The following is a 12391-nucleotide window of genomic DNA, read 5'->3' on the forward strand; positions in this document are numbered from 1 at the left end:
CCGCCGTTTCTAGATCCCGCCCCCGTGGATCAGAACTTCATCGTCACCGTGGCGTTGTAGGTCTGGTAGTCCAGATCCTCTCGATCGACCATGGACGCGGCCTTCAGCGTCACGCCGAACCGGTCGCCCTCGATGGCGACCGAACCGCCGATCTCGGCCCAGTCTGAGTCATTGCTGGCCCCGGCGAAGACGCCGCCGAAGGCGTCAGCGGCGACGAAGGCCGCTTCCACATTCCGGTTGTCACCCGCCAGGTCATGCACCCACCGTACGTCCAGCGCCGGCTTGATGACCCAGCGACCGCTGCGGGTCTCCCCGCCGACGCGCAGCCCGACATGGTGCTGCAGCGAATCGTACGACTGGTCGCCTATGGTTAGAGCCGCGACGCCCCCGGCCTCCTGATAGGCGTCGATATCGACCGAATAGGCGTTCAGCCCGATGTTCGGCTGCAGCTTCAGCCCGCCCATCCCCAGATTGAAGCCCAGCTCGGCCCCGCCGCTGACGACCTTACCGTCCGTCTCTCCATCCGAACGGAAGCTGTCGCCGCCGATCGAGAAGCTCCGTTCAGTTTCCAGGTCCGCCGCGCCGTAGCCGATCTTGGCCCCGACATAGGCGCCATAGGCCAGATCGACGGCCCCATACAGGGTCGCCTGCACCTGACGGCTGTCGGCCGTGCTGATCCCCTCGGCGAAGTCGGACTCGCCCTCGGCATAGGCCAGGCTGGCGCCGAGGGTCAGGGCGTCGATGGTCCGCTCCAGGCCGCCGATGACGTACCAGGCGCTCTGGTCGTCGCTGCGGCTGTCGGCCAGGGTCCCGCGCAGTTGCGTCGCTTCGCCCTCGATGGCGCCGACGCCGAAATAGGCCGAAACCCCCTGCTTCCAGCCGCCCCACCGCGCGCGCTCCTGCGCCTCGGCCTGACGCGTGGCCATGCCGGCCGCAGCCGCAGTCGCCGCCGGATCCATCGACGCGATCTGCACGCCCGACCCGATCAGGGTCAGCCCTTCAGCCGGCCCATCCGAACGATCACGCGCGATCCGTCCGTCCACCACCCCGCGCAGAGCCTCGGTCTGTGCCGAGAGCATGGTCAGGCCCGAATGGGCGGCGAAGGGCGACAGGCTCTCCAGCCCGACCTCCAGCGCCTCGTCTTCCAGCAGATCGGTCTGGGCGTAGATGTCGGCCAGGGCCGCATAGTCGGTGGCCCTCGCCGCATCCAGAACCCCGCCGAGGGTCCGCTGCGCCCGGGAATTCGGATTGATGAAGTCCATATAGGACGCCGCCTCGATCTCCACCTCCACGCTGTTGGCGGTGTAGTCCAGAACCGGATACAGGACGCCCGAGATATCGGTCACGGCGTCGAATTCGCCGTCTACGCCGCCCTGAGCCGTCAGCACCGTATACTGCTCGCCAAAACGGGGCGCGCTGACGAAGCCGAGACCCAGCAATCCACCCAGCGAGGCTATGCCGGTCGTGCCTTCGAAGCTGTCGGCCAGCACCGTCAGCCGATCCGACTGATCGCCGTCGATGTCGATGAACAGGCGCGAGCCTGACGCCAGCACCAGATCGCTCAACAGAGTCAGTTCGCCGATCTCGCCCTGACCGCCGGGGGCGATCGAGCCCATGACCGAGGTCAACACTGTCGCATCGATCACGCCCGCGCCGCTCAGCACGCCGCCCGCCAGCAGCATTTCAAAGGTCAGCAGGGCGCCGTCCACGTTCAGCTGACCGGCCCAGAGGCTGACGTCGTTCTCGGCGAACAGCAGGCCATCCGCGACGATGTCCAGCACCGCGCCGCTGGTCCCGATTGTCAACCGGTCGATGACGGCGACGTCGTTCAGCGTCGTCGTGCCCGCCGACATCAGGTTGACGTCGTAGAACAGCGGGTTCTCGCCTTCGAACACATCGCCCTGGACGTTGAACGGCACGAAATTCGTCGCACCGGGTCCGCCCGGCACGATCTCGAACGGCAGGGTCGCGCCCGACGCCGTGCCGACCGCCGAGGCCTCGTGCCGCACGGCCAGGTCGGAGGTGGTCTCGCCGCGCGAACTGCCGGCCGCCCCGCCCGCGACGATCCCGCTCATATCCACGATCGTGCGGCCGCCGGTCACCTCGCTGCTGACCGGCTGAGCGCCCCCGGACAGGGCGTCCTCGCGGTCGTGATTATACTGGGCCAGTTCGCTGGCGTCGACGCAGTCGCCGAAGAAGCAGATGCTGCCCCACTCGCCGCCGCGCGAATCGACCCCTTCGGCCGGAGTGTCGGGCAGGCCCGTGACCAGATTGCCGTTGGCGTCGATGATCTTGTAGTTCGGATCCATCATCTGGACCCAATGGGTCGGGTCGAACCAGTCGCCGTTGCCGCCGGTCGTTGTCACATACTTGTAGGGGTTGTTGGCGACGATCCAGTCGGTGAACAGATACAGCGGCTGATAGCCGGCGGTGGTGCCATAGCTGGCCGCTCCCTGGCCGTTGAAATACCGCGACCCCAGCGACAGCACGCCCACGATGACCGGCGTGTCGAAGGCCCGATCCAGGATCAGGGGACCGCCCGAGTCGCCTGAGGCCGTCATGCCTTCCTGCTCCAGCGCCACATCGTCGCCGAAGATGTTGAAGTCGAAGGTCGCGGTCCCGGCCGGATCGTCGAAATCGACCATATAGAGGTTCTGGCTCAGCCCGCCCTGGGCGCCGTCGCCGAATAGGAACAGGTCGATGTCGTCCAGCGACGTCAGGGCGCCGACCATGTTCTCGGCCGCGCGTCGGCGGAAGTCGACCCCCTGAACCGACCCCAGGGACCCGGTCCCGCTGCGACCGTAACCGCCGGTGATCACATGCCGGTCTTCGTCCCCCGTCAGCGGCGAGAACAGCATGGCCCAGGTCGGCACGCCCCTGGCCGGCGAATCCAGCACGCCGATGGCGACATCGGCCTCGAAGAAGCCGCCGCCCTGCGCATCATCCAGCGAGCGCGGGTCATAAAGGACCCGGCTCATATTGTAGTGCTGATCGACGTAGCTGGTGGCGTAGTCGCCGCTGGTGATCCAGTTCAGGATGCCGTCGAAGGCGTCGCCCTTGAAGCCGACGCTGATCGGCACGCCCAGGCCCATGGAGCCATAGGCGAAGTCGGGAATGTCGTTCACGCAGTGGGCCGCAAACAACACGGTGCGCGGATTGATCAGGCTGCCTGTGCAGATTCCCACCGAGCCGCCGCCGGTGTCGACGATGATATTGCCGATCCCGTTGATCGCATCCGGGTCGGCCAGAACCGGCGGCGCGTTCGGGCTGAAGTTGTCGTTGGGCACTTCGGCCGCCGCCGTCCCGGCCGTTGCGATCAGCCCGATCACCGAAGCCGTCGCCAGCCAGTGACGACGCCCCGTCCCGTTGCGCTCAATCATGCCGTGTACTCCCCTCAAGAATCCAGGGAGCCACCGTGCCGTATTATTTCCCGACTGCAATAGGCGAGAGACCGGCTTGGACCGATTTGTGTCAATAGCGATACACCTAGTATAGCACAGCTTGGGCGTGATGACGCTCCCGGCTTCACCGGGCCTTCGCGAGCGAAGCGCCCGTCTCAGACCTTCACCATCCCGAACGCCGGCTTGATCCCACGCATGGTCTCTAGGCGCTGGAAATAGGAACCCGGCCGAAGCAGCAGCTAATCAGCGAACACATAGCCCCAGCTCCGCCGCTTCGCGCACCATCTCGGCATAGACAGGATCGGCGATATAGAAGCCCAGCCCGCCATGAAGCGGCGCGCATTTTTGAACACGCTCATCGTCGGCGCGGCGTCTTCTTGCGGCTGGATAAAGGTCTCAGCGGCGAAGGTGTCGAACCCAAGGTGTCTCAACGCCCGCACCACCCCCGCTGCGAAACTGCGGCGCCCCGACACATTGTGCGCCTCATTCAGTATGACGATCTGTTTGTCGGTCGCGGCCTCGACCATAGCGGCGATCGCGTCCCGACTTTGCGTGCCCTCAAGGTCGGGCAGGGCCGTCGCGTCTGACCGCACACGCTCCTCGCCGAAGGCTGTGGCCTCATCCCCCGCAAAGGCGGCGTATTGGGGCGACAGCGCCTGAGCCATCGGATCACCCGCCCCGGCCTCGACCCCGCCCCTCACATTTCATCGATATTCGAGATTGAAATCCTCATCCCGGGCGATACAGTCCCGCGCGGTCATCGGGGGGTGGTTATGACAGCTGGGAACAATGCGCCTGCGCGCACGTCGGCGGTTGAACGGGTCTTTCCGGGCCTCGCCATCGTCATGGTTCTCGTCGTCGTCGCGGGCTTCTCGCTCCAGTTGGCGGCGGGGCGGTCCAGCTTTGACGCCCCGCTGCTGCTGCACGCGCATGCCGTCGTCTTCATGGGCTGGCTGGCGATCTTTTTGACGCAGAATCTGCTGATCGCCACAGGTCAGGTCCGGTGGCATCGGCCGCTGGGCTGGCTAGCGACCGTCTGGCTGGCGCCCATGCTGATCCTGGGCTGGCTGGTGACCGAGGCTATGGTGCGTCGGGGCGAGGTTCCCTTCTTCTTCCGGCCCTTGCAGTTCCTCGTCTTCGACCCCCTGTCGCTCCTCACCTTCGTGGGCCTGACGATTGCGGCGGTCGTTCTTCGGCGATCGACCGACTGGCATCGCCGCCTTCACTATTCGGCCATGGCGATTCTGCTGGGACCGGGCGTCGGTCGGCTGCTGCCCATGCCGTTGCTGGCCCCCTGGGCGTGGGAGGCGACGGCAGTCGTGACCCTGCTGTTTCCGGTCATCGGCATGATCGTCGACCTGCGGAAAACCCGTCGGATACACCCGGCCTGGTATTGGGGTCTGGGGGTCCAGGTCGCGATGATCGTGGCGATCGAGGCCGTCACCTGGTCGCCGGTTGGGACGCGCCTGTACGAGATGGTCGTCGCCGGCTCCCCCGGAGCCGCCGTCGCCCCCCTCGACTTCCCTCCGCCTCCCGGCCCGCCGCCTCCGGCCGCTTGAGCCGAGACGTCCCGGTCAGCGCCCGGTCGATCAGCCCCTCGCCGCCGCGGCCAAGACCTCCGCCCGCTCGGGCGCCGAGGGCTGAGCTCCCGGCCGCATGGCGGCGACAGCGCCCGCCGCACAGGCGAAGCGCAACGCCTCGCCAGGCTCCATCCCCTCCAGCAGGGCGACCGTGATGGCGGCCACGAAGGCGTCGCCGGCCCCGGTCGCATCGACCGCCTCGACCACGGGCGGGGTCGCCCAGGCCATTTCGACGCCGCGCTGGTACATGACGGCGCCCTTGGCGCCCTTGGTCACCACCACCCGGCCGCCGCCGCGGTGGAGGCCGTCGCCGTAGAAGGCGGCCTCGGTCTCGTTGACGACGATCAGGTCGGCGCGGCGCAGCAGCATCTCCGACACCGGCGCGGCGGGCGCCAGGTTGGCGCAGACGAAGCCGGTGGCCCGACCCACCGCCGCCTCGACCGTCTCGACCGGCAGCTCCAGCTGGACGATCAGGGCGCCCTCGATCCGCTGCGGCAACTGCTCCGGCGTGACCATATGATTGGCGCCGGCCGCCACCACGATCTGGTTCTCGCCGCTGGGATCGACGGCGATCAGGGCCACGCCCGTTGGAGCCGCCACATCCACCTCGACCCCCGCCAGATCGACGCCCAGATCCGACATCAGAGCCAGGGCCTCGCCGGCCAGGGAGTCGTTCCCGACCCGGCCGATCAGGCTGACCTCGGCGCCCAGTTTCTCGGCGGCATAGGCCTGGTTGGCGCCCTTGCCGCCCGGATAGCGAGCCAGGGTCGCCCCCGTCACCGTCTCGCCCGGCGCCGGCAGGCGGGAGGCCGCCGCCACCAGGTCCAGGTTGATCGAGCCGACGACGGTGATCCTCATCACTTGGCCTTCAGCGTCTCGGCCAGCAGGTCGAACACCCCCTGCGCATCCGCCGCCCCAGCCCAGCGATGGCGCGCCGTGGCGGGATCGACGCGGAACTCCACCGCCGTATGGCCGCGCGTCAGTTCAGAGTTGGTCTCGACCTCCATCCGGCAGGGCTTCAGGGTGAACAGCTCCGGCTTCATCAGCCAGGCGATGGGACAGGGGTCGTGCAGGGGCGGCGCCGCCTCTCCGGTCGCCTGCCGCTCGGTCCGTTGCGAGAACCGCAGCAGGGCCGCCGTCGTGCGCGCGGGTTCGGTGCGGATCTTCTCGATCGCGCGGATCCGCTCCTCGGTCGCCCGCACCTGGTGCGTCGCGTCCAGGCCGAAGGCGATCACCTCGCAGCCCGAGCCGAACACGACCGCCGCGGCGTCCGGGTCGGCCCAGATGTTGAACTCGGCCGAGGCGGTGATATTGCCGCCTTCGCTGCGCGCCCCGCCCATGACCACGACCGGTCCCAGGCGTTCGGCCAGCCGCCGCTCGCGCTTCATCGCCAGGGCCAGGTTGGTCATCGGCCCCAGGACGGCGACGGCGACCGATCCGGCCGGGCGTTTCATCACCAGATCGACGATGGCGTTGGCCGCCGGCCCGTCGCCGATGATGCCCGTCGGCGCGAACGGCTCCAGGTCGCCCAGACCCTCCGGCCCGTGAAAGTCGCCGGCTCCGGCCGGGGGGCGTTTCAGCGGGCGCTCGGCGCCGCCGAACACGGGCACGTCTTCACGGCCGGCGATCTGGCGCATCATCCGGGCGTTGCGCTGGGTCAGGTGAGCGGGAACATTGCCCCCCACGGTGGTGACGGCCAGCAGCTCCAGCTCGGGGGCGGCGAAGGCCAGGAAGAGCGCCACGGCGTCATCCACGCCGGGGTCGCAGTCGATGATCAGGGATTGGATAGACACGGCCCCCGTTTGCCGATCCCGCGCCCGGCGGGCAACCCCGTTCTGTCCCTTATCCCACGCGAATCCGGCGTCTTTTCCAGCCAAGCTGGCTTCGGCTTGACGTCATCCTCCCCCCGCGTCACCTTGAGGCCGTTCTCCGGGGTGTCGCAATCGAGCGGCTGAGATAGAGGTTTTTCCTCTGACCCGTCGAACCTGATCCGGGTCATGCCGGCGAAGGGATGAGTACGCTTTCCGGTCCCCGTTACAGGACCCTCGCGCCCGACGTCGGCGGACCTCAACCGTTTGAGGCCGCCATGAATATCCAAGTCACCCCGCCCGCCCTGCCCGAAGAGCCGAACGTCGAGCTCGCCCTCAAGGACGCGCGCGAGCAGGTGATGAAGGAGACCGGCGCCATCCCCACCGGCGAACGCGCCGGATCGCGCAAGGTCTATGTCGCCGGCGAGCTGTACCCCGACATCCGCGTCCCCTTCCGCGAGGTCGCCGTCCACCCGTCGGCCAATGAGCCGCCGGTCACCATCTATGACAGCTCCGGCCCCTACACCGACCCGACCGTGACCATCGACATCAAGCGCGGCCTGCCGCACGTGAAGTCGTCGTGGCAGCTGGATCGCGGCGACATCGCCCCCGTCGCCAACCCGCGCGAGGTCAAGCCCGAGGACAACGGCCACGCCAGCGGCAAGAACCTGGCCCCCCGGTTCGACACCTCGAACCACCGCGTCTTCAAGGGCGTCGAGGGCCGCCCGGTGACGCAGTATGAATACGCCCAGGCCGGGATCATCACGCCCGAGATGGAATATGTCGCCATCCGCGAGAACCTGCGGCGGCAGCAGAACAGCCCCTGCATCCGCGACGGCGAAGACTTCGGCGCCTCCATCCCCGACTTCGTGACGCCCGAGTTCGTCCGCCAAGAGATCGCGCGCGGCCGCGCCATCATCCCGCACAACATCAACCACCCCGAGGTCGAGCCGATGATCATCGGCCGCAACTTCCTGGTGAAGATCAACGCCAACATCGGCAACAGCGCCGTCCTGTCGTCGGTGGACGACGAGGTCGATAAGCTGGTCTGGGCCACCCGCTGGGGCGCGGACAATGTCATGGACCTGTCGACCGGCCGCAACATCCACAACATCCGCGACTGGATCATCCGCAACTCGTCCGTCCCCATCGGCACCGTGCCCATCTATCAGGCGCTGGAGAAGGTGAACGGCATAGCCGAGGACCTGACGTGGGAGGTGTTCCGCGACACCCTGATCGAACAGGCGGAACAGGGCGTCGACTATTTCACCATCCACGCCGGGGTGCGCCTGCCCTTCGTGCCGATGACGGCGAAACGCGTCACCGGCATCGTCTCGCGCGGCGGCTCCATCATGGCCAAATGGTGCCTGTCCCACCACAAGGAGAGCTTCCTCTACGAGCATTTCGAGGACATCTGCGACATCATGCGGGCCTATGACGTCAGCTTCAGCCTGGGCGACGGTCTGCGCCCCGGCTCGATCGCCGACGCCAATGACGAGGCGCAATTTGCTGAGCTACGCACCCTGGGCGAACTGACCAAGATCGCCTGGGCCAAGGGCTGCCAGGTCATGATCGAAGGCCCCGGCCATGTGCCGATGCACAAGATCAAGGCGAACATGGATGAGCAGCTGAAGCACTGCCACGAGGCGCCCTTCTATACGCTTGGCCCGCTGACCACCGACATCGCCCCCGGCTATGACCACATCACCAGCGCCATCGGGGCGGCCATGATCGGCTGGTTCGGCACGGCCATGCTCTGCTACGTCACGCCCAAGGAGCATCTGGGCCTGCCGGACCGTCAGGACGTCAAGGACGGCGTCATCACCTACAAGATCGCCGCCCACGCCGCCGACCTGGCCAAGGGCCACCCCGCCGCCCGGTTACATGACGACGCCCTGTCGCGCGCCCGGTTCGAGTTCCGCTGGGAGGACCAGTTCAACCTCGGCCTCGACCCCGAAACCGCCCGCAAATACCACGACGCCACCCTGCCCAAGGAAGCCCACAAGACCGCCCACTTCTGCTCCATGTGCGGCCCGAAATTCTGCAGCATGAAGATCAGCCAGGACATCCGGAGGGATGCGATGGCGCAGAACGATGCGGGGGCGAGTCTGGTGGATGCCGAGGCCGGGATGGCGGAGATGAGCGCGAAGTTCCGCGCCGGGGGCGGGGTGGTGGAGGTGAAGCTGTGACCGAATTTGACGCAGAACACCTTGAGAACACCACGAGCTCTGCTATCTAGAAGTCATCGACTGGGCGATAGGGGCGCACGGTGAAGAAGTTTATCCTCGGTGTGGTCGCGACCTTAGCCCTGCTGTGGTTAGGATATGCGGGGCCACGCCAACCGGCTGCTAACGACTACGCAGCGTATAGCGCCCTTCTCCTAACCGCAGTCGGGGTGCTCGTTACCGTTCTCGGTGTTTTCGTAGCCATTCTGGCAATCGCCGGATATGCGGAGATGAAAAGAATGGCACGCCAAGTCGGCGAGGAATCTGCTGTGAAGCACGTTCGCGAAGAGCTTGAGACAGGCTCCCTAGGAACAAATATCGATACGCGAGTAATGGGATTCATTACTGAAAAGTACGACGATAATCGCTTAAACCAGATGATTGAAGCGCGGATTTACCAGCTACTACCCGGCCGGCGCACCGAGAACGCTATTGATAGAGCCTTAGATGACGACGCTGATGATTATTCTTAAAAAGAGGAATAGGCATGGCGATAACTAGTCGCGAATGGCAATCACTTGACGGAAGCTTAAGGGCCACAATACAACGTATTCAGACACAAACCCCCGTCAAGCTTTCATCCCTCGCCCGGTCGCTTGGCTTGCGAGTGCAAGCATCCACCTTGCCTGCTGGAATATCCGGAGAAATCCGTCCTGACCCGGAGCGCCAGGGGGACTTTCTAATACGTGTAAATCGGCATGACTCTGCAAAGAGACAGCGGTTCACCGTGGCTCACGAGATCGCACACTTCCTTCTCCATCGAGATCAGATTGGAGACGGCATAAAGGACGACATTCTCTATCGCTCTAGATTGTCGGATCGAAGAGAGGCGGAAGCCAATCGATTGGCCGCCGACCTTATAATGCCTGCAAATCTGGTCGATGAATGGTTGAGGCGCTCTGACGCGTTACACGTAGACAATCCCGTAGAGTATCTTGCTCAGATATTCGACGTCTCAGAGCAGGCAATGAAAATTCGGCTTGGGCTGGCTTAAACGGAATTCGAATGGCCAATCGTGAACTAGAGCGAGTGGCGTACTTACCGATTTTATCGGTGAGGCCAGCAGAGATGAAAGCGCTCCAGGAACTGCCTGAGCGTGATAAAAACCTCATTCTTCCATGCTTCAAACTTCGCCCCTGGGCAGGAGCATACCAACTATCCAGCGCGCTGGATCGGATTGAAGACGCGTACGGCAACAGGCCATTTTTCCTAGATCTGGCAGATGAAGAACCAGCGCCCGCAACGCCACGACCAGTTCACGAGCAGCTTGCAGCTTTGCGAAACCCGGCGAATGGTTACGATAACTGGTGCGAGTTTGTTACTCAGCGCCCGCACGTGATGCCTGCAGTACAGGTTGGTGAACCGGCCGAACTTTCGGCGCAAACAGCTCGTCTTTTTGCATTAGGGACAGGCATTTTAGTGCCCATTCCAAGAGCTGCGTTCGATCAGATCGACGGCATCGCACGCGCTGTAGGCGCAGTAACTCAAGGAGGAGTTGACGTTTGCTTCCTTCTTGACTTTGGCCGGCAAGGGCTCGAGCTCCTTCAGCAGCAGGTTACGTGCGTGGGATATACACAAACCATCGCAGCGCGCTGCCCCCACGCCTTTGTGTCATTTTCAGCATCTTCATTCCCCGATTCATTTGCCAACATTGACCGGCAAGACATCTACGAGAGACAGCTGTTTGACGGTGTGCGGATTGCGCTACCCGGTTCAAGACTGATCTACAGTGATCGCGGTAGCGCCCGAGCCGAACGGCAGGGAGGCGGGGGCGGGCTACCAGCTCCTCGGGTTGATTATGCACAAGCTGCCCGCTGGCGATTTTACAGAGCCGGCAACGGCGGTGATCGGATGGCCGAATATCAAGCGCAGGCACAAGCGCTGATGGATGAACAAGGAGTTTGGGATCCTGATCTTAGACTTTGGGGCACGCAGATGATCGAACGTACATCGCTAGGCGATTTGGACGCCATCATTTCGCCCGCTCGATCAACGGCAGTGCGTATAAATATCCATTTACATCAGCAGCTCTTCTACGGAGAACCTGGCCGCTTGCACGAAACCGACGAAGAGTGGACTGACTAAAAACTCAGATCTTTCGGCTGGCTTCGTCGGAAAATGCTTCAGACGCTTTCCTATTCCACTCGGACCAACGGCGCTCTTGATCAGAAATCCAATCATGATGAATTTCTCTCGCTTCTCTAAAGCGACTTAGATAATTCAAGCTTTCAATAGGCACTCGTTGCTTCCGGCCGATAGATTTCCAAAATTGGTCGCTGGTTTGATGGAACCGGCTTCTGAAAACCATCTCAAAGGCGTCGCTTTCCGCCAAATTTTTGTACTTATTCTTGTCGCGCTCTGGAAGAAGAGTGTACCGCGCATGGGACCGATCAGAAACAAGCCCCGCCTTAAGCATACGAAAATTTTTTGCCGAGTCGAAGCTCCACAGCTCCACGCCAACGACATCTGAGTCCGGCAGAGAGGAAAGATGTTTTGGCGCGACAATCAACACAACCCTATCAAAATATTCTCTATATACTGCCATCTGCTGCTTTAATCTTTTCAGGGTATCTTTCCCTGACTTGATTTCAACGCCTGCGAGATGGTTGGTGAGGATGGCCAGGTCTGCTCGCACGCCGGTATTTTGTAGCCGATACTCACTCGTCAACACTGTCGTCTTATCGACATCTCCATCGCGCCAGAGCTTTGTCAAAAGCTCTGCCTTGATGGTGCGTTCGTTGAAGATTGGCTGAATGACGGGCATGTGTGGGGCTTACGGCAAGGAGTGTCACCTAGTCGAGACGGGCGGAAGACAATATGTTTCTTCCCACATCGCCGCATCAGCCTGGACACAGGTTCAAACTGATCAGTCTGTGTCTGCCCTCGGTCGAGGCGTCCATCGCCCGCTTGGCTCACCGGATAGAACGCGGTGGTCACGACATACCGGAAGACACGTTGCGCCGCCGTTTCGCGCTAAGCCTCGACTATCTGGAGACGGCCTACAAGCCGCTGGTGGACTCGTGGGAGGTCTATGCGAGTAGCGACGAGGGCCTGGGACTGCTAGAAATGAGCCCGCGATGAGCAAGATCTTCGACACCGAAACCGTCCTGAAGGCTGGACGCGACGCCGCCCTGATCGCGCGCACCGGCACGCGCGAGGAGAAGTCCGGCAAGTTCCTGCCGCCGCCCGGCTGGAAGGGGCATCTGGTCACCGCCGCCGATGCTCCGGCTGCGCCCCGGAAGAAGAAGACGGCCTAACCCTCCCTTTCGTCATCCTCCGGCAAGCCGCGTCTTCGCGGCGCAGACCGGGGGACCCAGCGGCCTGCGTGAGCAGGACCCTGTCGCGGACTCGGCGTTCGAGATCCGTGCGGCGGACGC

At 63.9% G+C, this 12391-nt stretch carries 12 protein-coding genes and 1 riboswitch; of the genes, 7 read left to right on the forward strand and 5 right to left on the reverse strand.

Annotation, left to right across the window (positions count from 1 at the left end; translation table 11 throughout):
- Nucleotides 1-29: 29 nt before the first annotated feature.
- Nucleotides 30-3380 carry an autotransporter domain-containing protein gene (locus ACW170_RS02575; RefSeq protein ID WP_492088154.1) on the reverse strand — a complete coding sequence of 1117 codons (3351 nt, stop codon included), beginning with the start codon at nt 3378-3380 and terminating at the stop codon, nt 30-32.
- 260 nt (nt 3381-3640) lie between these two features.
- Nucleotides 3641-4066: a hypothetical protein gene (locus ACW170_RS02580; protein ID WP_492088155.1), complete on the reverse strand. Its 426-nt coding sequence runs from the start codon at nt 4064-4066 to the stop codon at nt 3641-3643.
- A 108-nt stretch (nt 4067-4174) separates the two neighbouring features.
- Here ACW170_RS02580 and ACW170_RS02585 point away from each other — a divergent pair, with 108 nt between their 5' ends.
- Nucleotides 4175-4960 carry a hypothetical protein gene (locus ACW170_RS02585; RefSeq protein ID WP_492088156.1) on the forward strand — a complete coding sequence of 262 codons (786 nt, stop codon included), beginning with the start codon at nt 4175-4177 and terminating at the stop codon, nt 4958-4960.
- Between the two features lie 30 nt (nt 4961-4990).
- Here ACW170_RS02585 and ACW170_RS02590 read toward each other — a convergent pair whose 3' ends face one another.
- Both ACW170_RS02590 and ACW170_RS02595 read right to left on the reverse strand, forming a co-directional pair.
- Complete coding sequence (locus ACW170_RS02590; RefSeq protein ID WP_492088157.1) at nt 4991-5839, reverse strand: ribokinase; 849 nt, start codon at nt 5837-5839, stop codon at nt 4991-4993.
- The gene (locus ACW170_RS02595) at nt 5839-6774 is read right to left on the reverse strand and encodes a nucleoside hydrolase (RefSeq protein ID WP_492088158.1); all 936 of its coding nucleotides are present in this window, start codon (nt 6772-6774) and stop codon (nt 5839-5841) included. Before ACW170_RS02595 ends, ACW170_RS02590 begins: the two co-directional genes overlap by 1 nt.
- A gap of 127 nt (nt 6775-6901) precedes the next feature.
- A riboswitch (TPP riboswitch) is annotated at nt 6902-7011 on the forward strand.
- Nucleotides 7012-7067: 56 nt separating this feature from the next.
- Here ACW170_RS02595 and thiC point away from each other — a divergent pair.
- From thiC to ACW170_RS02615, 4 genes are all read left to right on the forward strand, one after another.
- Nucleotides 7068-8978: a phosphomethylpyrimidine synthase ThiC gene (gene thiC, locus ACW170_RS02600; protein ID WP_492088159.1), complete on the forward strand. Its 1911-nt coding sequence runs from the start codon at nt 7068-7070 to the stop codon at nt 8976-8978.
- A gap of 80 nt (nt 8979-9058) precedes the next feature.
- Nucleotides 9059-9487 (forward strand): hypothetical protein, encoded by a 429-nt coding sequence (locus ACW170_RS02605; protein WP_492088160.1) that lies wholly within the window; start codon nt 9059-9061, stop codon nt 9485-9487.
- Nucleotides 9488-9501: 14 nt separating this feature from the next.
- Nucleotides 9502-10008 carry an ImmA/IrrE family metallo-endopeptidase gene (locus ACW170_RS02610; protein ID WP_492088161.1) on the forward strand — a complete coding sequence of 169 codons (507 nt, stop codon included), beginning with the start codon at nt 9502-9504 and terminating at the stop codon, nt 10006-10008.
- Nucleotides 10009-10019: 11 nt separating this feature from the next.
- On the forward strand, nt 10020-11099 hold the full coding sequence (locus ACW170_RS02615; RefSeq protein WP_492088162.1) for a beta family protein: 1080 nt from the start codon (nt 10020-10022) through the stop codon (nt 11097-11099).
- Between the two features lie 4 nt (nt 11100-11103).
- On the opposite strand, the gene ACW170_RS02620 is transcribed toward ACW170_RS02615, so the two are convergent.
- The gene (locus tag ACW170_RS02620; RefSeq protein ID WP_492088163.1) at nt 11104-11778 is read right to left on the reverse strand and encodes a sce7726 family protein; all 675 of its coding nucleotides are present in this window, start codon (nt 11776-11778) and stop codon (nt 11104-11106) included.
- 53 nt (nt 11779-11831) lie between these two features.
- Here ACW170_RS02620 and ACW170_RS02625 point away from each other — a divergent pair, with 53 nt between their 5' ends.
- Complete coding sequence (locus ACW170_RS02625) at nt 11832-12095, forward strand: hypothetical protein (protein WP_492088164.1); 264 nt, start codon at nt 11832-11834, stop codon at nt 12093-12095.
- Nucleotides 12092-12271 (forward strand): hypothetical protein, encoded by a 180-nt coding sequence (locus ACW170_RS02630; RefSeq protein WP_492088165.1) that lies wholly within the window; start codon nt 12092-12094, stop codon nt 12269-12271. The genes ACW170_RS02625 and ACW170_RS02630 overlap by 4 nt, the downstream gene beginning before the upstream one ends.
- Nucleotides 12272-12391 lie beyond the last annotated feature (120 nt).

Source organism: Brevundimonas sp. FV2ps16 (assembly GCF_058681075.1).

Excerpts from the sequence above, each read along its gene's own strand:
- ACW170_RS02575 (WP_492088154.1), bottom strand. The coding sequence starts at position 3,380 with ATGATTGAGCGCAACGGGACGGGGCGTCGTCACTGGCTGGCGACGGCT.
- ACW170_RS02580 (WP_492088155.1), bottom strand. The coding sequence starts at position 4,066 with ATGGCTCAGGCGCTGTCGCCCCAATACGCCGCCTTTGCGGGGGATGAG.
- ACW170_RS02585 (WP_492088156.1), top strand. The coding sequence starts at position 4,175 with ATGACAGCTGGGAACAATGCGCCTGCGCGCACGTCGGCGGTTGAACGG.
- ACW170_RS02590 (WP_492088157.1), bottom strand. The coding sequence starts at position 5,839 with ATGAGGATCACCGTCGTCGGCTCGATCAACCTGGACCTGGTGGCGGCG.
- thiC (WP_492088159.1), top strand. The coding sequence starts at position 7,068 with ATGAATATCCAAGTCACCCCGCCCGCCCTGCCCGAAGAGCCGAACGTC.
- ACW170_RS02610 (WP_492088161.1), top strand. The coding sequence starts at position 9,502 with ATGGCGATAACTAGTCGCGAATGGCAATCACTTGACGGAAGCTTAAGG.
- ACW170_RS02615 (WP_492088162.1), top strand. The coding sequence starts at position 10,020 with ATGGCCAATCGTGAACTAGAGCGAGTGGCGTACTTACCGATTTTATCG.
- ACW170_RS02620 (WP_492088163.1), bottom strand. The coding sequence starts at position 11,778 with ATGCCCGTCATTCAGCCAATCTTCAACGAACGCACCATCAAGGCAGAG.
- ACW170_RS02625 (WP_492088164.1), top strand. The coding sequence starts at position 11,832 with ATGTTTCTTCCCACATCGCCGCATCAGCCTGGACACAGGTTCAAACTG.
- ACW170_RS02630 (WP_492088165.1), top strand. The coding sequence starts at position 12,092 with ATGAGCAAGATCTTCGACACCGAAACCGTCCTGAAGGCTGGACGCGAC.